The organism is Burkholderia sp. AU33545 (assembly GCF_020419685.1).
Taxonomy (GTDB): Bacteria; Pseudomonadota; Gammaproteobacteria; order Burkholderiales; family Burkholderiaceae; genus Burkholderia; species Burkholderia diffusa.
The window spans coordinates 287136-310584 of sequence record NZ_JAIZRQ010000001.1; the positions used below are offsets into that span (position 1 = coordinate 287136).

25 protein-coding genes are annotated in these 23449 nt (G+C 67.5%); 15 read left to right on the forward strand and 10 right to left on the reverse strand.

Annotated elements, in window-relative coordinates; translation table 11 throughout:
- Positions 1 to 96: 96 nt before the first annotated feature.
- From glyA to LGM71_RS01260, 7 genes are all read left to right on the forward strand, one after another.
- Positions 97 to 1344, forward strand: coding sequence for a serine hydroxymethyltransferase (glyA, locus tag LGM71_RS01230; protein WP_175815358.1), 1248 nt, complete (start codon positions 97 to 99; stop codon positions 1342 to 1344).
- A gap of 6 nt (positions 1345 to 1350) precedes the next feature.
- Positions 1351 to 1830, forward strand: coding sequence for a transcriptional regulator NrdR (nrdR, locus tag LGM71_RS01235; protein ID WP_226113646.1), 480 nt, complete (start codon positions 1351 to 1353; stop codon positions 1828 to 1830).
- A 153-nt stretch (positions 1831 to 1983) separates the two neighbouring features.
- Positions 1984 to 2544, forward strand: coding sequence for a GspH/FimT family pseudopilin (locus tag LGM71_RS01240; protein ID WP_226113649.1), 561 nt, complete (start codon positions 1984 to 1986; stop codon positions 2542 to 2544).
- The gene (locus LGM71_RS01245; RefSeq protein WP_124903142.1) at positions 2541 to 2963 is read left to right on the forward strand and encodes a hypothetical protein; all 423 of its coding nucleotides are present in this window, start codon (positions 2541 to 2543) and stop codon (positions 2961 to 2963) included. Before LGM71_RS01240 ends, LGM71_RS01245 begins: the two co-directional genes overlap by 4 nt.
- Complete coding sequence (locus LGM71_RS01250) at positions 2947 to 3786, forward strand: PilW family protein (RefSeq protein ID WP_226113651.1); 840 nt, start codon at positions 2947 to 2949, stop codon at positions 3784 to 3786. The genes LGM71_RS01245 and LGM71_RS01250 overlap by 17 nt, the downstream gene beginning before the upstream one ends.
- A gap of 106 nt (positions 3787 to 3892) precedes the next feature.
- Entirely contained in the window at positions 3893 to 4441 is a 549-nt protein-coding gene (locus LGM71_RS01255; RefSeq protein ID WP_226113653.1) for a pilus assembly protein, read from the forward strand.
- On the forward strand, positions 4438 to 4896 hold the full coding sequence (locus LGM71_RS01260) for a type IV pilin protein (protein ID WP_226113655.1): 459 nt from the start codon (positions 4438 to 4440) through the stop codon (positions 4894 to 4896). Before LGM71_RS01255 ends, LGM71_RS01260 begins: the two co-directional genes overlap by 4 nt.
- Before the next feature lie 63 nt (positions 4897 to 4959).
- On the opposite strand, the gene LGM71_RS01265 is transcribed toward LGM71_RS01260, so the two are convergent.
- The 3 genes from LGM71_RS01265 to LGM71_RS01275 all read right to left on the reverse strand — a co-directional run bounded on the left by LGM71_RS01265 (position 4960) and on the right by LGM71_RS01275 (position 6263).
- Positions 4960 to 5403, reverse strand: a complete 444-nt coding sequence (locus tag LGM71_RS01265; protein WP_124629545.1) for a DUF3318 domain-containing protein — start codon at positions 5401 to 5403, stop codon at positions 4960 to 4962.
- Positions 5404 to 5446: 43 nt separating this feature from the next.
- Complete coding sequence (locus LGM71_RS01270) at positions 5447 to 5836, reverse strand: phage holin family protein (RefSeq protein WP_059604455.1); 390 nt, start codon at positions 5834 to 5836, stop codon at positions 5447 to 5449.
- A gap of 124 nt (positions 5837 to 5960) precedes the next feature.
- Positions 5961 to 6263 (reverse strand): DUF883 family protein, encoded by a 303-nt coding sequence (locus LGM71_RS01275; RefSeq protein WP_006754606.1) that lies wholly within the window; start codon positions 6261 to 6263, stop codon positions 5961 to 5963.
- Between the two features lie 318 nt (positions 6264 to 6581).
- Between LGM71_RS01275 and LGM71_RS01280 the strand changes: the two genes are divergently transcribed.
- Complete coding sequence (locus tag LGM71_RS01280) at positions 6582 to 7220, forward strand: peroxiredoxin (RefSeq protein WP_034182833.1); 639 nt, start codon at positions 6582 to 6584, stop codon at positions 7218 to 7220.
- A gap of 146 nt (positions 7221 to 7366) precedes the next feature.
- Here LGM71_RS01280 and LGM71_RS01285 read toward each other — a convergent pair whose 3' ends face one another.
- Positions 7367 to 8554 (reverse strand): acyl-CoA dehydrogenase, encoded by a 1188-nt coding sequence (locus tag LGM71_RS01285; protein ID WP_226113657.1) that lies wholly within the window; start codon positions 8552 to 8554, stop codon positions 7367 to 7369.
- A 172-nt stretch (positions 8555 to 8726) separates the two neighbouring features.
- On the opposite strand from LGM71_RS01285, the gene LGM71_RS01290 reads away from it, so the two are divergent.
- Together LGM71_RS01290 and LGM71_RS01295 are read left to right on the forward strand one after the other, a co-directional pair.
- On the forward strand, positions 8727 to 9518 hold the full coding sequence (locus LGM71_RS01290; RefSeq protein ID WP_044844103.1) for an IclR family transcriptional regulator: 792 nt from the start codon (positions 8727 to 8729) through the stop codon (positions 9516 to 9518).
- Positions 9519 to 9645: 127 nt separating this feature from the next.
- Positions 9646 to 10056, forward strand: a complete 411-nt coding sequence (locus LGM71_RS01295) for a GFA family protein (protein ID WP_226113659.1) — start codon at positions 9646 to 9648, stop codon at positions 10054 to 10056.
- A 187-nt stretch (positions 10057 to 10243) separates the two neighbouring features.
- On the opposite strand, the gene LGM71_RS01300 is transcribed toward LGM71_RS01295, so the two are convergent.
- Positions 10244 to 11047 carry an EAL domain-containing protein gene (locus tag LGM71_RS01300; RefSeq protein ID WP_124629547.1) on the reverse strand — a complete coding sequence of 268 codons (804 nt, stop codon included), beginning with the start codon at positions 11045 to 11047 and terminating at the stop codon, positions 10244 to 10246.
- A gap of 379 nt (positions 11048 to 11426) precedes the next feature.
- On the opposite strand from LGM71_RS01300, the gene LGM71_RS01305 reads away from it, so the two are divergent.
- From LGM71_RS01305 to fahA, 5 genes are read left to right on the forward strand one after another with little or no spacing between them, the layout of a single operon-like run.
- The gene (locus LGM71_RS01305) at positions 11427 to 13115 is read left to right on the forward strand and encodes an FAD-dependent oxidoreductase (RefSeq protein ID WP_174919983.1); all 1689 of its coding nucleotides are present in this window, start codon (positions 11427 to 11429) and stop codon (positions 13113 to 13115) included.
- Between the two features lie 29 nt (positions 13116 to 13144).
- Positions 13145 to 13375, forward strand: coding sequence for a DUF2783 domain-containing protein (locus LGM71_RS01310; RefSeq protein WP_226113661.1), 231 nt, complete (start codon positions 13145 to 13147; stop codon positions 13373 to 13375).
- A complete protein-coding gene (locus tag LGM71_RS01315) occupies positions 13372 to 14733 on the forward strand; it encodes an MFS transporter (RefSeq protein ID WP_174907324.1) in 1362 nt (453 codons plus the stop codon). The genes LGM71_RS01310 and LGM71_RS01315 overlap by 4 nt, the downstream gene beginning before the upstream one ends.
- Positions 14734 to 14748: 15 nt before the next feature.
- A complete protein-coding gene (hmgA, locus tag LGM71_RS01320) occupies positions 14749 to 16083 on the forward strand; it encodes a homogentisate 1,2-dioxygenase (RefSeq protein WP_174907322.1) in 1335 nt (444 codons plus the stop codon).
- Entirely contained in the window at positions 16080 to 17384 is a 1305-nt protein-coding gene (gene fahA, locus LGM71_RS01325) for a fumarylacetoacetase (RefSeq protein ID WP_226113663.1), read from the forward strand. Before hmgA ends, fahA begins: the two co-directional genes overlap by 4 nt.
- A 145-nt stretch (positions 17385 to 17529) precedes the next feature.
- Here the strand turns inward: fahA and LGM71_RS01330 are convergent, their stop codons facing one another.
- The 5 genes from LGM71_RS01330 to LGM71_RS01350 form a co-directional block, all read right to left on the reverse strand.
- The gene (locus LGM71_RS01330; RefSeq protein WP_226113666.1) at positions 17530 to 18690 is read right to left on the reverse strand and encodes an MFS transporter; all 1161 of its coding nucleotides are present in this window, start codon (positions 18688 to 18690) and stop codon (positions 17530 to 17532) included.
- 93 nt (positions 18691 to 18783) lie between these two features.
- The gene (locus LGM71_RS01335; protein WP_226113667.1) at positions 18784 to 19953 is read right to left on the reverse strand and encodes an MFS transporter; all 1170 of its coding nucleotides are present in this window, start codon (positions 19951 to 19953) and stop codon (positions 18784 to 18786) included.
- Positions 19954 to 20211: 258 nt separating this feature from the next.
- Positions 20212 to 20979, reverse strand: a complete 768-nt coding sequence (bluB, locus tag LGM71_RS01340) for a 5,6-dimethylbenzimidazole synthase (RefSeq protein ID WP_059604489.1) — start codon at positions 20977 to 20979, stop codon at positions 20212 to 20214.
- A 119-nt stretch (positions 20980 to 21098) separates the two neighbouring features.
- Positions 21099 to 22097, reverse strand: a complete 999-nt coding sequence (locus LGM71_RS01345) for a 2-hydroxyacid dehydrogenase (protein ID WP_226113669.1) — start codon at positions 22095 to 22097, stop codon at positions 21099 to 21101.
- A gap of 30 nt (positions 22098 to 22127) precedes the next feature.
- A complete protein-coding gene (locus LGM71_RS01350; protein WP_124629555.1) occupies positions 22128 to 23114 on the reverse strand; it encodes a LysR family transcriptional regulator in 987 nt (328 codons plus the stop codon).
- Positions 23115 to 23449 lie beyond the last annotated feature (335 nt).

Here is a 23449-nt window from a genome sequence, read left to right on the forward strand (position 1 = left end):
GTCATACGGATTCTTCCGCCACGTCGGGCTGGTTCCGCCAGCAGCGCAATGTACTCGGCCACTCCGGTCAACCTGTACACACTTAACGGAAACCGTATGTTTGACAGAGCCCAAAGCACCATCGCGAACGTCGATCCCGAAATCTTTGCAGCGATCGAGCAGGAAAACCGCCGCCAGGAAGAGCACATCGAGCTGATCGCGTCGGAAAACTACACGAGCCCGGCCGTGATGGCCGCACAGGGCTCGCAGCTCACGAACAAGTACGCGGAAGGGTATCCGGGCAAGCGTTACTACGGCGGCTGTGAATACGTCGACGTGGTCGAGCAGCTGGCGATCGACCGCGTGAAGCAGCTGTTCGGCGCGGAAGCGGCGAACGTGCAGCCGAACTCGGGTTCGCAGGCGAACCAGGGCGTGTTCTTCGCGATGCTCAAGCCGGGCGACACGATCATGGGCATGAGCCTCGCGCACGGCGGCCACCTGACGCACGGCTCGCCGGTGAACATGTCGGGCAAGTGGTTCAACGTCGTGAGCTACGGCCTGAACGAAAACGAAGACATCGACTACGACGCAGCCGAGCAACTGGCGAACGAACACAAGCCGAAGCTGATCGTCGCGGGCGCGTCGGCATTCGCGCTGAAGATCGACTTCGAGCGTCTGGCGAAGATCGCGAAGTCGGTCGGTGCGTACCTGATGGTCGACATGGCGCACTACGCGGGGCTGATCGCGGCGGGCGTGTACCCGAACCCGGTGCCGCACGCGGACTTCGTGACGACGACGACGCACAAGAGCCTGCGCGGCCCGCGCGGCGGCGTGATCCTGATGAAGTCGGAATACGAGAAGCAGATCAACTCGGCGATCTTCCCGGGTATCCAGGGCGGCCCGCTGATGCACGTGATCGCGGCGAAGGCGGTGGCGTTCAAGGAAGCGCTGTCGCCGGAGTTCAAGGCTTACCAGGAGAAGGTGGTCGAGAACGCACGCGTGCTGGCTGAGACGCTGGTCAAGCGCGGGCTGCGGATCGTGTCGGGCCGTACGGAAAGCCACGTGATGCTGGTGGACCTGCGCGCGAAGAAGATCACGGGCAAGGCGGCGGAAGCGGCGTTGGGCGCGGCACACATCACGGTGAACAAGAACGCGATTCCGAACGATCCGGAAAAGCCGTTCGTGACGAGCGGGATCCGTCTGGGTTCGCCGGCGATGACGACGCGCGGCTTCGGCCCGGCGGAAGCCGAGCAGGTCGGCAACCTGATCGCCGACGTGCTCGAGAACCCGGAAGACGCAGCGACGATCGAGCGCGTGCGCGCGCAAGTAGCCGAGCTGACCAAGCGTTTCCCGGTTTATCGCTGATCCAGCATGCGCTGCCCGTTCTGCCGGCACGAGGACACGCAGGTCGTCGACTCGCGTGTGTCCGAAGATGGCGCCGCGATTCGTCGGCGCCGTCGTTGCTCGGCTTGCGACAAGCGCTTCACGACGTACGAGCGGGTCGAGCTGAACCTGCCGGCCGTCGTGAAGAAGGACGGCAGCCGCACGGAATTCGACCGTCGCAAGATCGTCGCCAGCATGCAACTCGCGCTGCGCAAGCGGCCGGTTGCGGCTGACGCGATCGACGCGGCGGTTGCCCGTATCGAATACCAACTGCTTGCGACCGGCGAGCGTGAAGTGCGTAGCGAGAAGTTTGGCGAACTCGTGATGAACGAGTTGCGCGGCCTCGATACGATCGCCTATGTCCGTTTCGCATCGGTTTACCGCCGGTTCGAGGATGTTTCCGAATTTGCCGACGTGATCGAAGAGTTCCGTCGCGCGTCCCCCTCCAAACCTCCGCGTAAGCGCTGACGCGCTGCGTCCGTTCATCGTCTTCTCCGTGGGTTCAGTTCGCGCCGATTGTGTCGGCCGCGATCGCATGTCGCCAGTCGGCCGTTCGGCTAATGGCGCGTGTCTGCTTGCGTCGCTACAGTCGTCGCATCACGTTGACGGAGGGCGATGGCGATGGGACTGCACCGACAGGGCGTTGAACAACGCGTGCGATGCTGCGGCGGCTTTACGCTCGTCGAGCTGATGGTCGCGATCGCGCTCGCAGCCGCGATCGGGCTATACGCAGCACCTGGATTCGATCAGTGGCACATGCGTGAACGTGTGGATGCACGCACGCGTGCGTTGCTCGGCGCGCTGTCGTTCGCGCGCACCGAAGCAACACGTCTCGGCGTGCGCGTCACGCTGTGCAGGGCCGGGCGCGACGGCGGTTGCGTGCGTTCAGGCGAGCGGTGCGACTTGGCGGGATGGTCGTGCGGATGGATCGTCAGCGGGCAGTTCGACGGCCGGTCGCGCGTGCTGCGGCGCTATCCGCGCGATGCCGACATCGCTGTCGCGGGGGCGGCGCACGATCTGGCATTTGCTCCGCCGGCGGGTCAGGTGCTTGGCGGGATCAGACGTTTCGAGTTGCGTCCGCAGCGCACGCTGTCCGGTGACGACACACGCGTGTCGCGCTGCGTCCGGATCGCGGCAGGCGGCCGGGCGCGCGTCGCCACCGGTCGTTGCGAAGCGGCATGAAGCGCGCGCGCAAATCGATGCACGGCACGTCGCTGCTCGAAGCGGTGCTGGCCGTCGCGCTACTTGCAACCGTGATGCTGGCCGTGGCCGGCAGCCAGCTTGCGATGACGCGCGCGCAGCGGGCGACGATCTGGCGTGAACGCGCGCTGTGGCTGGCCGATGCTCGCATTGAGCGCCGGCACGCAGTGGCAGGCGCCGACGACGGCATCGCGGCGCTCGCGTCTGCATCGTTGCCCGGCGGCACGACGGCGCTCGACGATGGGCCGGCGGGTGTCCGCTACGTGACGGTCGGCTGGCGTGACGCTCACGCCCACGCGCTGACATCGGCGCGCTGCGAAAGTGCGCGGGCAACGGTCGGGCCACCGTCGTGCGTGCGGATTCCGTTTCGGGAGGCCGAGGTCAATGCCGATGAACGGTGAACGCCGCAGCCGCGCGCATACGCTGCTAGAAGTGCTGATCGCGATGACGGTCGGTCTGCTGGTGCTTGCCGCTGCCGGTGCGCTGTATCACGCCCAGCGCGTCGCGCAGCGGCGAGCGGAAGACGGGTTCCGGATGCGCGATGCGGCCGCGACCGCACTGATGCTGATCGGCGAGCAGATCCAGATGGCCGGGTTTCGTCCGCTCGATGTCGAAGGGCCGCCATCGTTACCGCCCGTGTTCGGCTGTTCCGCGGGGCGCGTGCGAGGCAACGGAGCGAAGGTGCGCTGCGAAGCCATGCGCGCAGCGTCGGATGCATTGCTGGTTCGGTATGTCGGCGATGCCGTGTCGACGTGGCCGACGACTGGGGCACAGGTGTCGGATTGTCTCGGGCAGGGTGTTGGCGCTCCTGGTGAGCGGCCGCTCGTGGAAAATCGTTTCGACGCGCATGTCAGCCCGTCGACGGGTGAGCCCGAGTTGTACTGCGAGGGAAGCGGGCGCCCGGGTACGCCCCAACCCGTCGTGTCCGGCATCGATCAACTGCGCGTGCGTTACCTCCGTCGCGAAGCCGCGCAGTTCGTCGACGCGGGGGCGATGGGTAGCGGCGACTGGCGCGATGTCGTTGCCGTGCATGTATGCGTGCGTGCGCGTGGCGAACCGACGCACGGGCCCGCGCGTCATGTCGATTGCGACGGCCGCACGGCCGTTTCGTCGGACGGTCGCGCGCATCTGGTGCTGCATCGAATCGTCGCGTTGCGCAATGCAGCGGTCGCATCCACCAATCCCGTGGGTGATGCGGCGCAGGATCTTGAGGGGTTGCGATGATCGACGCGAACCGATTCGTCGACCAGCTCGCAATGCGAATCGCGGCTGGTTTCGAAAGGCAGCGCGCCGTGGCGTTCCGCGACATGCGGCACGCGGTGAGGGCCCCATGCTGAGCGGAACAACATCACGCACACGCTTTCCGTCCACCAGCCGCCACTGGCGTCGCGACGCAGGCCTTGCACTGCCTGCCGTGATCGCGGTTGGCGCGGCGGTCGCCGTGTTGACCGGCACATGGTTCGAATCCGCATTGACGGAATCGCGCCGCACACGTGCATTGTCGGACCGGCTAATTGCGTTTCACGCAGCCGATGCGGCGGTCGCAGCCTGCACAGCGCGATTGCTCCGAGGCGGGGCGCCGTACATCGACGAGCTCGCGTCATCGGCCGAGCCGGACGCATGGCGGCGTGCGTCCGCGCTGGGTGTCGCCGAAGCATTCGCGCCGTTTGCATCCTGGCCGATGGCGGCCCAGCCGCCGCGTTGCCTGATCGAAGCCTGGCGAGGTGTCGGCCCTCGAGGGAGTCGTGCGTACCTCGTCACCGCGCGTGGTGTCGGTGGCCACGCGTCAAGCGTGGTCTGGCTGCAGAGCCAGGTCGCGGTGCGAGACGGACGCATCGTTGCACAGCGCTGGCGTCGCGTCGCGGCGGTTCATCGATGAAACGGCCTCCATTGCTGCGCCGATCGGTGGCGTTCACGTTGCTCGAACTGATGATCGTGCTCGCGATCGTCGCCGCGCTGGCCGGGTGGGGTATTCCGTCGTATCGCGAGCACGTCGCGCGTGCGCATCGCGCATCCGCGGTCGCTGCGCTCTACCGCGCGGCTCAGTATCTCGAAACGCTCGACGGCGCGCCGCCACGGACGCTGCCAGACGCATATTCGCAGGCGCCCCCGGACGGGCAGGCGGTCTACGACATCGCGCTGCGGCGAGCAGCCGGCGACGATGCACCGGTGGCCTACGAACTCATTGCGCGCCCGCTCGATGCAGGCCCAATGCGCGACGACGCATGCGGTGCTTTCACGCTGCGCGCGGACGGGACGAAAGGGAATGCAGCATCTAACGATGCTGACGCCGACGCCGACGCACGGGAGCGGACATGCTGGGGCGTGCGTTGATCACGCGATCACGTACGGAAAACGCGCAACGGCGCCGGGCCCATGCACGCCTGTCGTTGCGTGTCAGTCGTCGTTCGTGGCAGGGTTGCGCTCGTCGCGCGACTGTTTCCAGATTCGGTAGATCTCCCATGCAGCGAAGCCGACGGAGCCCCACTTCAGCGCGGGGCCAGCGCTCGCGCGTAGCAGCGAGCGTATGGGTTTCGCCAGCACGAGCGACGCGAGCGAACTCAACATCGGGTACTGGTTGACGAGTTGGCCGAGGCTCGCGTTCAGGTTCTTGGCGGACTGGCTGAAGCCGGTGCCCGACAGGCCGGGGACGAATACCTTGAGCCAACTGAAGCGCGTGACGGCGTGGCGCATTTCGGCGGCGGCTTCGGCAAGCTCGAGCCGTTCGACCTCGGATCGCAGGATCAGCAATTCCTTGCGGAGTGCGCGATGCTGCGACGCGCTCCAGTTCGATCGCGACGAATGGGGGCGGGTTGAATGGCCCGTGACGTTCTGGCTCATGGCGCGTCGGCGAAGTAGGTGAGGGAGGGGAACGCGACTGCGTTCACGGCTTGCCGCGGAAAATTTCGCGATCTTTATCGAGCTCGGCGAGCGTCGCCTCGAACACGGTCGGCGCGTCGCGCAGACCCGAACGCGCTTTCAATGCACATCCGATGCCCGCGATCGCGTACAGCGCGGTGATGGCCGCGAGCGACTGCCAGCGATAGGTGTCCCAGAACGCGATCGTGACGAGCACGGTCAGGCTGATGAGCGCCATCGTTGCGAGCATCATGGCCGCGAGCCCGAGGAACAGCACGCCCATCAGGCGTTCCTTCTCCTCGGCGAGTTCGATGCCGACCAGTTCGAGGCGCGTTTGCAGGAGGCCGATCGCGGAGCCGACGAGGCGGCGCAGCGGTCCCTGGCCGGACGGCTGCGGGTGGGTGTCTGTCGTCATGGATAAGGCGCTTGTGCGCGCAATGAGCGGCTAGGGCAAAGCCGGCCGGGGGCGGACCGCCGGCTGGCTTCGGCACCCATACGCCGCACCGGGCGGCACATGGGGCGGAACGGCGTTGAGCGCGTTACTTGCGGTTGATCAGCAGGCCGATCAGCACGCCGACGCCGGCAGCGACGCCGATCGACGTCCACGGATGCTCGTGCACGTAGTCGTCGGTCGCGCGCGCGGCCTTCTTGCCTTTCTCGACCACCACGACCTGGACGTCGGTTGCCTTTTCCTTGGCCTGTTTCAGGCGCGACATGGCTTTCTCGCGCAGCTCGGCCGCACGGTCGCCCGTGCTGCTCGCTGCCTGCTTGAGCAGATCCTCGGCGTCCGCGAGAACGGTTTTGATATCCGACATCAGCTTCTCCTTGTTGATTTCCGACATTGCAACTCCCTTCATGCTGTCATGCTGCAGGTTCACATCGTAGCGAAACCCTTGCCTGCTGGCGAGCCGGGAAGACACGCGGCGGCGGTGCAAGACCACATGGTAAATGACTCGTAAGCATTGACAGAGCCACAAATGCTGCGAAAAGTTTCCCTTGTGGCCGTCGGTCGTGTCCCGATACCGGGTAAAAATGACAAAAAAGTATGAATATCAAACAGAATAATCGTTCGCGTCGCCCATTGCTTCCCGTAAGCTGATGGACTGTCCCGCGCCGTCCAGCGCGCGGTTTCAACCAGCATCGTTCGAGGAGGGAACATCATGAGTCTGCGTCTTGGTGACATCGCACCGGATTTCGAGCAGGAATCGAGCCTGGGCCCCATCAAGTTTCACGAGTGGCTGGGCGACAGCTGGGGCGTCCTGTTCTCGCACCCGGCCGACTACACGCCGGTGTGCACGACTGAACTCGGGCTGACCTCGAAGCTGAAGGGCGAATTCGAGAAACGCAACGTGAAGGTGATCGCGCTGTCGGTCGACGGCGTCGAATCGCACAAGGGCTGGATCAACGACATCAACGAAACGCAGTCGACCGTCGTCGGTTTCCCGATCATCGCCGACGCGGACCGCAAGGTGTCGCAGCTGTACGACATGATCCACCCGAACGCGAACGAAACGCTGACGGTGCGCTCGCTGTTCGTGATCGACCCGAACAAGAAGGTGCGGCTCACCATCACCTATCCGGCCAGCACCGGCCGCAACTTCGACGAAGTGCTGCGCGTGATCGACTCGCTGCAGCTGACCGACAACTACAAGGTCGCGACGCCCGGCAACTGGAAGGACGGCGACGACGTCGTGATCGTGCCGTCGCTGCAGGATCCGGAAGAGCTGAAGAAGCGTTTCCCGAAGGGCTTCAACGCGGTGCGTCCGTACCTGCGCCTCACGCCGCAGCCGAACAAGTAAGCAGCGGCGGGTGAACGCGGTACCGGGTCGGCGGCCCGAAGCGCGGATCCGATGAAAAACGGCCCGCCCGGCAGTCATGCCGGGCGGGCCGTATCTTTTTGCGCGTACGCCGCGGCACTGCCGCGTACGACGCCGCATCCGGACGATCAGAAGAACGCCTGGATGCCCGTCTGCGCACGGCCGAGGATCAGCGCGTGGATGTCGTGCGTGCCTTCGTACGTGTTCACCACTTCGAGGTTCACGAGATGGCGCGCGACGCCGAATTCGTCCGAGATGCCGTTGCCGCCGAGCATGTCGCGCGCGAGCCTCGCGATGTCGAGCGCCTTGCCGCACGAGTTGCGCTTCATGATCGACGTGATTTCGACGGCCGCCGTGCCTTCGTCCTTCATCCGGCCGAGACGCAGCACGCCTTGCAGGCCGAGCGTGATTTCGGTCTGCATGTCGGCGAGCTTCTTCTGGATCAGTTGGTTCGCGGCGAGCGGCCGGCCGAACTGCTTGCGGTCGAGCACATACTGACGCGCGGTGTGCCAGCACGACTCGGCCGCGCCGAGCGCGCCCCAGGCAATCCCGTAGCGCGCCGAGTTCAGGCACGTGAACGGGCCGCGCAGGCCGCTCACGTTCGGCATCAGGTTCTCTTCGGGCACGAACACTTCGTCGAGGACGATCTCGCCGGTGATCGACGCGCGCAGCCCGACCTTACCGTGGATCGCCGGCGCCGACAGGCCCTTCCAGCCCTTCTCGAGGATGAAGCCGCGGATCGCGTCCTTGCCGTTTTCTTCCAGTTTCGCCCATACGACGAACACGTCGGCGATCGGCGAGTTGGTGATCCACATCTTCGCGCCGGACAGCGAATAACCGCCGGGCACCTTCGTCGCGCGTGTGATCATGCTGCCCGGGTCGGAGCCATGGTTCGGCTCGGTCAGGCCGAAGCAGCCGATCCATTCGCCGGTCGCGAGCTTCGGCAAGTATTTCTGCTTCTGCGCGTCCGAGCCGAATTCGTGAATCGGCACCATCACGAGCGACGACTGAACGGACATCATCGAGCGGTAGCCGGAGTCGACGCGCTCGACTTCGCGCGCGATCAGCCCGTAACTCACGTAATTGAGGCCGGGGCCGCCGTACTCTTCCGGAATCGTCGGGCCGAGCAGGCCGATCTCACCCATCTCGCGGAAGATTTCGGCGTCGGTGCGTTCATGGCGGAACGCCTCGGTGACGCGCGGCGCGAGCTTGTCCCGCGCATACGCGTGCGCGGCATCGCGCACCATCCGCTCGTCTTCGGTCAGTTGCTGGTCGAGCAACAGCGGATCGTCCCAATGAAAAGTTGCAGCGCTCATCGTTTCATCTCCTGTTGGCCAGGGTGGGCGCTTCAGCGCTTGCCCTGATCCCATGCTTTGCGGTCGGTCCCGGGTTGGCGCTTCGCGGCCTGCCCCGATATCTAACGTTCGCTTGACTATAGTTCCGCTGTGCGGAACAATGTTTTGCAAAACGAACCCAGTGTAGCATCACATGACGCTTTCAACCATCGACGAAACCACGATCGACGAGCGCAAGTTCGTCGTTGCGCTCGCGCGCGGGCTCGACCTGCTGCGCGCATTCCGGCCCGGCGAGACGATGCTCGGCAATCGCGACTTCGCGGAGCGCACCGGGCTGCCCAAGGCGACGGTGAACCGGCTCGCCTATACGCTGACCGTGCTCGGCTACCTGCGCTATGACGAGACGCTCGGAAAGTATGCGCTCGACGCCGGCGTGCTGTCGCTCGGCTACGCGCTGCTGTCCGGCTCGGGGACGCTCGATCTCGCCCGGCCGCACATGCAGGCGCTCGCGCGCGAGATCGGTGCGGCCGTGTCGCTCGGCTGCCGCGACGGGCTCGACATGATCTATCTGGAGACGATCCGCAGCGAAACCGCGCTGACGCTCGGGCTTGCGCCCGGCTCGCGGCTGTCGATGCTGACGAGCTCGATGGGGCGCGCGTACCTGGCCGTGCAACCGGAGGACGTGCGCCGCGCGCTCTATGCGGATCTGCACCGGGCCGCCGGCGGCGCGGCCGACGCGGATGCGCTCGTCGCGGCCGCGCAGGACGCGGTGGCCGAGTTCTCCGCGGGCGGATGCTGCTATTCGTTCCGCGCGTGGCACATGGACGTGAACGCGGCGGCCGTGCCGTTTCGCGAACCGCGCGAGGGGCGCTGGCTGATCCTGAGCTGCAGCGGGCCTGCGTCGTCGATGGACGAGGACGTGTTCCGCACGCAGGTCGGACCGAAGCTGAAGGCGCTCGCGCAGCGGCTCGGGCAGACGGTCTGAAACGGTCGCCGCAAGCGGCGCGTCGCCGGGCCGATCGGGCACCGGAGTGGGCGCCGCAGCCGGTTGCACCGCGTGCGAACCGCGCTCATCATCGTCCACCGGTTCCCCGACGATGATGAGGTTCGCGATGTCCCACCCGGAAACCATGGAAGGCGGTTGCGCATGCGGGGCGATCCGCTACCGGATCGCCGGCATTCCGGCCGACGCAGGCTTTTGCCATTGCCGGCTCTGTCAGCGCACGACGGGGGCGGCGGTCGTCGCGTCGGCATCGGTGCCGCTCGACGCATTCGAATACCTGCGGGGTGAGCCGACGGTCTATGCGTCGAGCGCGTGGGGCGAGCGGCGCTTTTGCGGCCGCTGCGGCGCGCAGTTGGAGTACCGCCTGGCCGATGCGCCGACGACCGTGGAAATCAACTATGCAACGCTCGACGAGCCGGCGCGGCTGCGTCCCGCGTGGCACGTCTGGTACGGGGATCGCCTCCCGGGCATCGAGATCGACGACGATCTGCCGAAATTCGACGACGGCGGAACGGCATAGGCTGCGGCCGTCGACGTGGCGGCGTCGAATCCGCGCGCAAGCGCATTCGACCTTTCACGTATGAACGGAAGAGGAACCGGCCGGTTTCGGGCGGCGATGCGTGCCGCCCCCGATTCCCGAAGCAATCCGGGCATCGGATTCCGCCATCCGGCGTGCCGCGCCCCGCGCGGACCGGGCATCCGCCCGTTCAGGCCGGGACGACCTTCGCGAACACCGGCCCCTGCATGAACCGCACGTCGTGCTGGCGCAGCAGCTCGCACTGCGTCTCGTCGACGACGCCGTCGAAAATCAGCGGAATCCGCACGCGCTGCGCATACGCGACCAGCGCCTTCACCATCCCGTCGCGCAGCGCGATGCCCGCATCCATCTTGATGTAGTCGGGCCGCGCCATCTCCGATTCGACCGCGAGGATCCGGCCCGGGTCGGGCAGCTTGTCCGCGACCTTGAAGCCGTGATGCTGGTAGCTGCGCGTCAGGTAGCCGAGGAAGGTCTTGTGCGCGACCGCGACCGCCGGCAGCTCGATCACGATCCGCTCGGTCGGCAGCCCGAAGCGCTGCAGCACCGACGAGAAATGCTTGCCGTGGTCGTACTTCACGCTCTTGAGCAGCCGTTCGTGCACGCGCAGGAACAGCAGCCCGTGTCGTTGCGCGCCGAAGAAGTTGATCGCGTGCAGCGCGCGCGACAGCCGGTCGATCGCGACGAGCGTCTGGTCGTCGACGGCGGAGTCGACCGGGTCGTGCGGCGTGCCCGTGACCAGCGTGACGGCCTGGAAGCCGAGTTCGTCGCCGTAGCGCTCGATCGCGTCAGCAAACGACGTCGACTGCGGCGCGCCGGGCATCGTCACGTCGTAGATCGGTTCATAGGCGCTCGCGAGCGTGCGCTCCGGCAGGATTGCGCACGCGGTGCCGCCCTCGGCGAGCGCGAGGTGTTCCCGCAGATACGGCAATTGCCCGGCACGGACGATCAGCTCGGGAATGTTGGGCGGAATCATCGGCGTAGGAAGGAAAAATGGCGGCCGAAAGGGCCGCCTCGTGCCTTGATATTAGCAGCGCGCGCCCGGCTCGGCTTGGCGTTTCGCTCATATGGTTATCCCGTCCTCGAGCCGATGGCTAGGGTTTACGTTGATTTCACTATTCGTAATTGGTTTTACTATTCGTAAATCCAAAGATTTGTCGCCGATCAAGAAAAGCGGCGTTCGGGCGCCCGGAGCGGCGCCGTTTCCCGAATCGAATCAACAGGAAGCAAGGAGCGAGACGTGGCGGTTGACAGCAAGTGGGCGAGACAGGGCGGGCCGCGGCAGCGGCGGGCAACGGGCATGAGCGGGACGACGCGGCGCGCGTCGGCGCGCGGACGGCAGGGCTGAGGAGCGGATGGCGACCATGAGCATCGATTACCAGACGCTGAAGTTCGACTACCGGCCGCGCGCGACGCGCGGCGCCGGCGATGACGCCGCCATCCACCCGGTGGTGGTGGTCGGTGCGGGCCCGGTGGGCCTGTCGGCCGCGATCGACCTCGCGCAGCAGGGCGTGCCGGTCGTGCTGCTCGACGACGACGACACGCTGTCGACGGGCTCGCGCGCCATCTGCTTCGCTAAGCGCACGCTCGAGATCTTCGATCGGCTCGGCTGCGGCGAGCGTTTCGTCGACAAGGGCGTGAGCTGGCACGTCGGCAAGGTGTTCCTGCAGGACGAACAGCTGTATGCGTTCGACCTGCTGCCGGAGGAAGGCCATGCGCGTCCCGCATTCATCAACCTGCAGCAGTACTACGTCGAAGGCTATCTGGCCGAGCGCGCGTTCGCGCTGCCGAACATCGACATCCGCTGGAAGCACAAGGTGACGGGTGTCGCGCAATCGGCGGAACATGCCACGCTCACCGTCGAGACGCCGGAAGGCATCGAGACGCTGCGCGCGCAGTACGTGATCGCGGCCGACGGCTCGCGCAGCCCGATGCGCGCGGCAATGGGCCTCGAGAGCCGCGGCCGCACATTCAAGGACCGCTTCCTGATCGCCGACGTGAAGATGAAGGCGGAATTCCCGACCGAGCGCTGGTTCTGGTTCGATCCGCCGTTCCACCGCAACCAGTCGGTGCTGCTGCACCGCCAGCCCGACAACGTCTGGCGCATCGACTTCCAGCTCGGCTGGGACGCCGATCCGGTCGCCGAGAAGCAGCCGGAGCGCGTGATCCCGCGCGTGCGCGCGCTGCTCGGGCCGGACGCCGAGTTCGAGCTGGAATGGGTGAGCGTCTATACGTTCCGCTGCCAGCGGATGGATACGTTCCGGCACGGCCGCGTGCTGTTCGCGGGCGATTCCGCGCACGGCGTGTCGCCGTTCGGCGCGCGCGGCGCGAACAGCGGCGTGCAGGACGCGGACAACCTCGCGTGGAAACTGAAGCTCGTGCTCGACGGCCGCGCGGACGACCGCCTGCTCGACACCTATGCGAGCGAGCGCGAGTTCGCGGCTGACGAGAACATCCGCAACTCGACGCGCTCGACCGACTTCATCACGCCGAAGAGCGCGGTGTCGCGCGTGTTCCGCGACGCGACGCTGAAGCTCGCGCGTGACTGCGAGTTCGCGCGCAAGCTCGTGAACAGCGGCCGCCTGTCAGTGCCGGCCGTGCTGGCCGATTCGCCGCTGAATACGCCGGACCGCAACGGTGACGCGTTCGCGTGCGCGATGCGGCCGGGCGCGGCGGCGGCCGATGCGCCGGTGCGCGCGCACGGCGCGTCGGGCTGGCTGCTGCGGCACCTGGGCGACGGCTTCGCGGGCATGCTGTTCGGCCTGCCGGGCGACGCCGCCGCGCTCGCGCAGGCACTCGACGGCCTGGCGCTGCCGGTGCGGCCGGTGCTGATCGTGCCGGCCGGACACGCGCAACCGGTGGCTGGCGTCGACGTCGTGGAGGACGTCGACGGTTTCGCCGCGCAACGCTACGACGCGAAGCCCGGCACGTTCTACCTGCTGCGCCCCGACCAGCACGTCTGCGCGCGGATGCGCTCGCTCGAGCGCCAGGCGATCGCCGACGCGCTGGCGCGCGCGACCTGCGCGCGCGGAACACCGCATTGAACACGACAACGATACCGGAGACACCCGTCATGCACCGACTCGATACCCGCCCGCGCCTGGCCGATCCGGACGCGTTCTACGAAGCGTTGATCGACATGCATCGCGATCTGTCCGACGCCGACAGCCAGCTCGTCAACGCGAAGCTGATCCTGCTGCTCGCGAACCAGATCGGTGATGCCGACGTGCTGCGCGAAGCGATGGCGCTCGCGCGCCAGGGCGTGACACCGCCCGTGCATCCGGCCGCCGAGGTGGCGCAATGAGCGCGGCGCCGGCCGACGCGCGCGTGCTCGAAGTCGAGCGCGTGATCGACGAGACCCATCGCCCCGGCTTTCACTGGATGCTGCTCGCGTTGTGCGGGCTGTGTCTCGTGATCGATGGCTTCGATGCGCAGGCGATGGGCTACGTCGCGCCGAGCGTGATCGCCGAATGGGGCGTGCCGAAGCAGGCGCTCGGCCCGGTGTTCAGCGCGAGCCTGTTCGGGATGCTGCTCGGCGCGCTCGGGCTGTCGGTGCTGGCCGACCGGATCGGGCGGCGCCCGGTGCTGATCGGCTCGACGCTGTTCTTCGCGGTGACGATGCTCGCGACGCCGTTCGCAAGCTCGATTCCCGTGCTGATGGCGCTGCGCTTCGTCACGGGCCTCGGCCTCGGCTGCATCATGCCGAACGCGATGGCGCTGGTCGGCGAATTCAGCCCGGCCGCGCATCGCGTGAAGCGGATGATGATCGTGTCGTGCGGCTTCACGCTCGGCGCCGCGATCGGCGGCTTCATCAGCGCCGCGCTGATTCCGGCGCTCGGCTGGCGCTCGGTGTTCTTCGTCGGCGGCGCGGTGCCGCTCGTGCTCACGCTCGCGATGCTCGCGCGGCTGCCCGAGTCGCTGCAGTTCCTGGTGCTGAAAGGGCGCGACGCGCAGGCCCGCGCCTGGCTCGCGCGCTTCGCGCCGCAGGCCGGCATCGACGCGAGCACGCGCCTCGTCGTGCGCGAGCGCGCGGCGAGCGGCGCGCCGGTCGCCGAGCTGTTCCGCCATGGGCGCCTGCCGGTCACGCTGCTGCTGTGGGCCATCAGCTTCATGAACCTGATCGACCTGTACTTCCTGTCGAACTGGCTGCCGACCGTGATGCGCGACGCGGGCTATTCGCCGGGCACGGCGGTGATCGTCGGCACGGTGCTGCAGACGGGCGGCGTGATCGGCACGCTGTCGCTCGGCTGGTTCATCGAACGCTACGGCTTCGTGCGCGTGCTGTTCGCGTGCTTCGCGTGCGCGGCCGTCTCGGTCGGACTGATCGGCTCGGTCGCCCATGCGCTGCCGTGGCTGCTGATTGTCGTGTTCGCGGGCGGATTCTGCGTGGTCGGCGGGCAGCCAGCCGTGAATGCGCTCGCGGGCCAGTATTACCCGACGTCGCTGCGCTCGACCGGCATCGGCTGGAGCCTCGGCATCGGCCGGATCGGCTCGGTGCTCGGGCCGCTCGTCGGCGGACAACTGATTGCGCTCAACTGGACCAACGGCGCGCTGTTCCATGCAGCCGCGGTGCCCGTGTTGTGCTCGGCGCTGTTCGTGCTGGGACTGGCCGGCGTAACGCGGCGCAGCGGTGCGCAGGCGCCGAACGCCGCCATGAATTGATGGAGAAAGGAAACGATGACGCTTGACCTGTCGAAACCGGCGAACGCCGGCTACCTGAGCGGTTTCGCGAACGAATTCGCGACCGAGGCACTGCCCGGCGCGCTGCCGCATGGCCGCAACTCGCCGCAGCGCGCGCCGTACGGGCTGTATGCGGAGCAACTGTCGGGCACCGCGTTTACCGCGCCACGCAGCCACAACCGCCGCTCGTGGCTGTACCGGATCCGGCCCGCGGCCGTGCACCGGCCGTTCGAGCCGTTCACGGGCACGCAGCGGCTCGTGTCGGAATTCGGCGACTCGGCCGACGTGCCGCCGACGCCGCCGAACCAGCTGCGCTGGGATCCGCTGCCGATGCCGGTCGAACCGACCGATTTCGTCGAAGGGCTCGTGACGATGGCCGGCAACGGCTCGGCGGCCGCAATGAACGGCTGCGCGATCCACCTGTACGCCGCGAACCGCTCGATGCAGGACCGCTTCTTCTACAGCGCCGACGGCGAACTGCTGATCGTGCCGCAGCAGGGGCGGCTCTTCATCGCGACCGAGTTCGGCCAGCTCGACGTCGAGCCGTTCGAGATCGCGGTGATCCCGCGCGGCGTGCGGTTTTCCGTCGCGCTGCCGGACGGCGATGCGCGCGGTTACATCTGCGAGAACTTCGGCGCGCTGCTGCGCCTGCCGGACCTCGGCCCCATCGGCTCGAACGGGCTCGCGAACCCGCGCGATTTCCTCACGCCGCAGGCCGCGTACGAGGATCGCGAGGGCGCATTCGAGCTGGTCGCGAAGCTGAACGGGCGCCTGTGGCGCGCGGATATCGGACATTCGCCGTTCGACGTCGTTGCGTGGCACGGCAACTACGCGCCGTACAAATACGACCTGCGTCTGTTCAACACGATCGGCTCGATCAGCTTCGACCATCCCGATCCGTCGATCTTCCTCGTGCTGCAGTCGCCGAGTGACACGCCCGGCGTCGACTCGATCGATTTCGTGATCTTCCCGCCGCGCTGGCTCGCGGCCGAGGATACGTTCCGCCCGCCCTGGTTCCACCGCAACGTCGCGAGCGAGTTCATGGGGCTCGTGCACGGCGCGTACGACGCGAAGGCCGAAGGCTTCGTGCCGGGTGGCGCGAGCCTGCACAACTGCATGTCGGGCCACGGGCCGGATGCGGACACGTTCGAGAAGGCATCGGCGAGCGACACGACGAAGCCGCACAAGGTCGACGCGACGATGGCGTTCATGTTCGAAACCCGCACGCTGATCCGGCCGACGCGCTACGCGCTCGACACCGCGCAGCTGCAGGCCGACTACTTCGAATGCTGGCAAGGCATCAAGAAACACTTCAATCCGGAGCAACGATGAGCGATACCCGAGACTGGCGCGCGACGCTCGACCCGGCCCGCAAGAGCTGGGTCGAGACGGCGAACGATCCCGCCTGCGATTTCCCGATCCAGAACCTGCCGTTCGGGATCTTCAGCGATGCGAAGCAACCGGCGCGCCGCGCGGGCGTCGCGCTCGGCGACCAGGTCGTCGACCTCGCCGCGCTCGCGCGTGCGGGCCTCGTGACGCTGCCCGCCGGTGCCGAGGCGTTCGCCGCACCGACGCTCAACGCATTCATCGCGCTCGGCCGCGACGCATGGCGCAGCGTGCGCGTGCAACTGTCGGACCTGTTCTCGCGCGAGAACGCGCGGCTGCGTGACGATGCGGCGCTGCGCGCGCAGGTGCTCGTCGCGCAGCGCGACGCGACGCTTCACCTGCCGGTCGACATTCCCGGCTACACCGATTTCTATTCGTCGAAGGAGCATGCGACCAACGTCGGTTCGATGTTCCGCGATCCGAAGAATGCGCTGCTGCCGAACTGGTCGGAGATGCCGATCGGCTACAACGGCCGAGCGTCGTCGGTGGTCGTGAGCGGCACGCCGGTGCGACGCCCGAACGGCCAATTGAAGCTGCCCGACCAGGAGCGTCCGGTGTTCGGCGCATGCCGCAAGCTCGACATCGAACTGGAAACGGGCTTCATCGTCGGCCGCGGCAACGCGCTCGGCGAGCCGATCGCGTGTGAGGATGCCGAAGCACATATCTTCGGGATGGTGCTGCTGAACGACTGGAGCGCGCGCGATATCCAGCAGTGGGAATACGTGCCGCTCGGCCCGTTCAACGCGAAGACTTTCGCGACGACGATCTCGCCGTGGATCGTCACGCTCGACGCGCTCGAACCGTTTCGCGTCGAGCAGCCCGAACAGTCGCCGCAGCCGCTCGCGTATCTGCGGCACGCGGGCAAGCATGCGTTCGACATCGCGCTCGAAGTGACGCTGCGCGCGGAGGGTGCCGCCGAAGCGACGTCGATCTGCCGCACCAACTTCAAGCACATGTACTGGACGATGGCGCAGCAGCTCGCGCATCACACGGTCGCGGGCTGCAACACGCGCGTCGGCGACCTGATGGGATCGGGCACGATCAGCGGGCCGACGAAGGATTCGTTCGGCAGCCTGCTCGAACTGACGTGGAACGGCAAGGAGCCGCTCGCGCTGAACGGCGGCGGCAGCCGCGCGTTCATCGAGGACGGCGACGAGCTCACGCTCGCTGGATGGTGCCAGGGCGACGGCTATCGCATCGGCTTCGGCACGTGTGTCGGCAAGATCCTGCCGGCGTCGAAGGCGTAACGCGCAACGTAGCGATCATGAGCACGACGGCCCGCATTGCGCGGGCCGTCGTCGTTTTCGGCGTGTGACCGGCGAATCCGTGGCCCGGCGGCGCGTGTTCGCGCCGTCGTCGTCCGGGCGGCGCGCTGCGGCGGGCGCGCCAATGTCAGACCGCGCGCTGCAACGCGGCGCGTCGTTCCCACAGCGCGGCCGCGACGAACGCGGCGACGCAGACGACCAGCACGCCGATCAGCGCGTTGCTGCCCAGTTGCTCCATCAACGCGCCGGCAACCAGCGGGCCGCCGAAGCTCGCGGCGCTCCACGATGCCGACACGAGCGAACTCGCGGTGACGAGCGCCGCGCCGCGGAAGCGTTCGCCGCATGCGACCAGCGACAGCGTGTAGATGCTGCCGGCCGCCGCGCCGAGCACGAACAGCAGCGGCCAGCACAGCCACGGATCGGCGATCACGAGCGGCAGCAGCGGCAGGCCGGCGAGCACGATCCAGCCGGCGCCGAGGTGCACGCGTTCGCGGCCGAGCTTGTCCGCGAGCCAGCCGATCGGGAACTGCATCGCCGTATCGCCGAACAGCATGATCGACGCGAGCAGCACGGCGGTCGCGCTCGCGACGCCGTGATCCATCGCATAGAGCGGCAGCAGCGACAGCGCGAGCGTATCGAACAGCGCGAAGAAGCCGGTGCCGATGATCAGCGCGGGCATGCGCGGCAGCACGGCGAGCCAGCTGTCGTGCGCTGCGTGATGCGCGTCGTCGCCGGCGAGCGGCGCGCGCCGGATCGTCGCGAGCGTCGGCAGTGCGAGCAGGAACAGTGCGCCGCACAGCGCGAAGCGGATGCTCGTCGCGCCGGCGATCTGGCTGACGAGCACGGGGCCCGCCATCTGGAACAGCGTGAAATTCGTCGCGTAGATCGCGACCACGCGGCCGCGCGTCGAATCGTCGGCGAGCTGGTTGACCCACGCCTCGCCGATCGTGAACAGCAGCATCAGCGCCGCGCCGCACAGCACGCGCAGCACGCCCCATACGATCAGGTTCGACGTGAACTGCATCAGCGCGGTGGCTGCAGCAAGCAGTACGACCGACACGACGATCGCGCGGCGCGAGCCGATGTGTCGCGCGAGCACGGTGACGAACGGGACGATCGCGAGGCCCCCCAGGGCCTGCGCGGCCGTCAACATGCCGACGACGTTGGTGCCGTGTCCGGCCTCGGTCAGCGCGAGCGCAGTGAGCGGCAGTGTGGCGCCGGTGCCGAGACCGACGACCGCGACGCTCAGGATCAGCGCAAGGAAATCACGGTTGAGAATGGCTTTCATCGGGCGCGATGCTACACCGCGGACCCTGAAAGGTCCATGAAGGCCATCAGGTTCGCGTGGAGTTGTGCGCGCAACGATTGCAGCAGGGTTGCGTTACACGTACTCGGTCGGCACGGCCACCGGGCGGCGTTCGAGCGACGCCGACCACAGCGTGAGCGCCAGTGCCGCGACCGCCATCGCGACGCCGACCCACGGCAGGTTCACGAGCGACACGCCGGAGCCGATCGCCATGCCGCCGAGCCAGGCGCCCGTCGCGTTGCCGAAGTTGAACGCGCCCTGGTTCAGCGTCGACGCGAGGTTCGGCGCGTCGCTCGCGCGATCGACGATCAGGATCTGCAGCGGCGGCACGATCGCGAACGCGAGGATGCCCCACACGAAGATCGTCGCGAGCGCGGCGAACGGCAAATGCATCGTGCCCGCGAACAGCGCGAGGACGATGCCGATCAGCGCGAGCGTCGCGATCAGCGACGGCATCCGGCGCCAGTCGGCGAGCCTGCCGCCGAGCGTACCGCCGACCGTCAGGCCGAGGCCGAACAGCAGCAGTACATAGGTGACCTGACGCGGCGAGAAGCCCGTCACGTCCTCGAGGATCGGCGTGATGTACGTGAACACGCTGAACAGGCTCGCGGAAGCAAGCACGCTGATGCCGAGCACCATCAGCACCTGCGGGTGCTTCAGCACGCTGAATTCCCGCGTGATGCTGGTGTCGGGCATCGCGAGGTTCTTCGGCAGGCAGACCGCGAGCGCGGCGGCCGCGGCGATGCCGATGCCGGTGACGGCCCAGAACGTCGCGCGCCAGCCGAACGCCTGGCCGAGCGCGGTGCCGAGCGGCACGCCGAGCACGTTCGCGAGCGTGAGGCCGGTGAACATCAGCGCGATCGCCTGCGCGCGCCGGTTCGGCGCGACCAGGTTGCTCGCGACCACCGAACCGATCCCGAAGAACGCGCCATGGCAGAACGCGGTGACGACGCGCGCGGCCATCAGCACCACGTAGCCGGGCGCGATCGCGCAGAACAGGTTGCCCGCGATGAACAGCCCGATCAGGCCCATCAACGCGCGCTTGCGCGGCATCTTCGCGGTGACGATCGCGAGGATCGGCGCGCCGATCGTCACGCCGAGCGCGTAGCCCGACACGAGCATGCCGGCGGCCGGGATCGACACGCCGAGGTCGCGGGCGACGTTGGGCAGCAGCCCCATGATCACGAACTCGGTGGTACCGATTCCAAATGCGGCAACGGCAAGGGCGAAGAGAGGTAACGGCATCGCGGTGGGCTACGGAAAGGCCGCGGCCCGAGGTCGGCGCGGGATGCGCGGGGCGGGCGGGGCGGAGAGGCATCAGCCGCGATTCTACTTCAGTGAAAACCCCTATGCTCGGGGCCAAAACGGATGTTGCCGGCGCGCGACGCGGTAACGGCTGGGGTGCGTCACAGTGTGGGATTGGGCGGGGCCAGCGGCGGCGCGGCGAAATTCGGGTCGGAGCGACGGCGGTGGAGCGGCGCCTTGCGCGCGCCGTGGGTTCGGTCAGCGTTCGGGCAGGGCGCCGGCGGGTGCCGAGTCTGAGCGGTCGTCCGGTTCGGCAACTGCGGGCGACGGCGATGGCGACGATCCGGCTGTCGCGCCGGCGTTTGCCGTGCAGTCGGCGGCCTGCATCACCGGTGCGTCCCAGCCGTTTTCGAACAGGCATGCCTCGATCGGCATCCGCGCGGCCCAGCGCTCCTCCTCGAGCATCGGCTTCGCGTAGAACGCATCGACATGCCCGACGCACAGCACGGCGATCGGCTTCGCGCCGGCCGGCATGCCGAGCAGCGTGCGCAGCGCGTCGACGTCGAACAGTGACACCCAGCCCATCCCGAGCCCTTCCGCGCGCGCGGCGAGCCACATGTTCTGAATCGCGCAGGCGGCGGACGCGAGGTCCATCTCCGGCAGCGTGCGGCGGCCGAACACGTGGCGCTCGCGATCGTCGGTCAGCGCGACGACCAGCAGCTCGCCGCATTCGCGCACCCCTTCGACCTTCAGCCGCATGAATTCGTCCTGCCGCTCGCCGAGTGCGTCGGCGGTCGCGCGGCGCTCGGCCTCGACCAGCGCGTGGATCGCGGTGCGCAGCGCGGGATCGGTGATGCGGATGAAGCGCCATGGCTGCATGAAGCCGACGCTCGGCGCGTGGTGCGCGGCGCGCAGCAGCCGCGCGAGCGTGGCCGGATCGACGGGCGCCGGCGTGAAGTGGCGCATGTCGCGCCGTTCGAAGATCGCGCGGTAGACCGCGGCAATGGCGGAGTCGTCGAAACGCATGAGCGGCAGAAGCAAGGGGGAAGTCGGCGCAACGATAGCAGACGCCGGACGGGCGGCGTTACATCAGTCAAAACAAAATGATGAATCGTTGACGGATCACGTGCGCCGAGCGCCGTGGATCAGCGCCCCGTCGTGACGACGTTGGTCGGCGTGCCGGCGTGCCACGCCTCGATGTTCAGCAGCGTCGTGTGCGCGATCTCGGCGAGCGCCTCGCGCGTGAAGAACGCCTGGTGCGACGTGACGATCACGTTCGGGAACGTCAGCAGGCGCGCGAGGACGTCGTCCTGCAGCGGCAGGTCGGAGTGATCCTCGAAGAACAGACCGCTCTCCTCCTCGTACACGTCGAGCCCGAGATGGCCGAGCTGGCCGCTCTTGAGCGCGTCGACCAGCGCCTGCGCGTCGACGAGGCCGCCGCGGCCGGTATTGATCAGCATCGCGCCGTGCTTCATCCGCGCGAGCGTCTGCGCGTTGATCAGATGGTGCGTCGACGGCAGCAGGGGGCAGTGCAGGCTGACGATGTCCGAATGGTGCAGCAGCTCGTCGAGTGCGACGTAGCGCGCGCCGAACGCGATCAATTCGTCGTCGTACGGCGGCATCGAGTGCGCGAGCACGTGCATCCCGAAGCCCATCATGATCTTCGCGAACACACTGCCGATCAGGCCGGTGCCAATCACGCCGACGGTCTTGCCGTGCAGGTCGAAGCCGAGCAGGCCGTTCAGCGAGAAGTCGCCTTCGCGCGTGCGTGCGACCGCGCGCGGCAGCCGGCGGTTGAGTGCAAGGATCAGTGCGACCGCGTGTTCGGCAACCGCATGCGGCGAATACGCCGGCACGCGCACGACGGCGATGCCGAGCCGCTCGGCTGCCGCCAGGTCGACGTGGTTGAAACCCGCCGAGCGCAGCGCGATCAGGCGCGTGCCGCCGTCAGCGAGCCGTTGGAGCACGGCCGCGTCGACGGTGTCGTTGACGAACGGACAGACGACCTCGAAGCCGTGCGCGAGGATCGCGGTCTCCGCGTCGAGGTGCGACGGCTGGAAGTGCAGCCGATAGCCGAATTGCCGGTTGGCGGCGGTAAACGATTCGTCGTCGTACTGCCGGCTGCTGAACAGGATTACACGCACGCTGCACCTCCGATGGCTGTCGCGTGCAGTTTACTGCAGGCCCGTCTGCCGGCCGGTGGCGATGTCGGTGCGATCGGGCGTGCGCAGGAAGCCGTAGCCGGTCCGCTCGCGGGCCGCCTGTGCGCCGAAATGCTCGAGCGCGTGCTCGACGAAGCTTCGCGTGCGGGCCGGCACGTACTGGCGGTTCGGGTAGACGAGGGACAGCTGCGTGTCCGTGTCGTCGATCCGGTAGGCGGGCAGTAGCCGCACGAGCGTGCCGGTGGCGAGCGCGTCGACGATGCTCGCCTCGGGCAGCACCGCGATGCCGGACCCGGCGACGGCCGCCGCCTGCACGAGCGCCAGCTGGTTGACCGTGCAGGTCGGGCGCACCGTGATCGAATGCGTGACGCCGTCGTGGCCGACCAGCCGCCACGCGGGCGCATGCTGGTGCGGCGCGAGCGCGACCCAGTCGTGGCCCGGCAGGTCGTCGGGTGCGCGCGGCTCGCCGCGCCGTTCGAGATACGCGGGCGCCGCGCAGGCGACGAACGGGTTCGGTGCGAGTGCGTGGCCGATCAGGGTCGGGTTGCCGTCGAGCCGGTTGCCCGTCGCGATGCCGACGTCGTAGCCGGATTCGAGCACGTCGAGCGGCCCTTCGGCGACGGTAAGCTGCACGCGCAGTTCCGGGTAGCGGTGCCGGAAACTGCTGACGAGCGGGGTGAGCGCAAGCGGCGACAGCAGGCCCGACGCGACAACGCGCAGCGTGCCGGCCGGCTCGCGCACGGCGTGCGCGACGGACGCCTCGAGATGATCGAATTCCTCGAGCAGCGCACGGCAGCCGTCGAGGTAGCGCAGGCCGGCCTCGGTCAGCGACAGGTTGCGCGTGGTGCGGTGGATCAACCGCGTGTTCAGGTGAGACTCGAGCATCGCGATCGAGCGCGTGACGAGCGCATTGGATACGCCTAGATGGTGCGCCGCGCGCCGGAAGCTCTGCTGTTCGGCGACGCAGACGAACACACGCATGGTCTGAATCTGGTTCATGGCTCGCGAATTTCTGGCCCGGTTGATTGATTTTGGTTGTGATTTTTCGTTGCGCGACCTGGAAAAGCGTCGCGTGACACCAGGTTCTGGCCCATATCGAAAAATCGGATTTCGATTCTGCAGACGATTGTTCATTACAGAACCGATATCCGTCAACCTGAGAAAAAGGGCGGGTTGCGTAAAATCGAAATCGCGGGTATCGATTTAGCGGGGAAGTGGCGTGTGTGTATGCGGGGGATAGCCGGAAGTGTATTGAGTGAAACTGCCGGCGGTTTGAATATTTGTCATGTAAATCAATGTATTGTGCGTGATCGTGTGTGGCGGGGTGCGGTAAT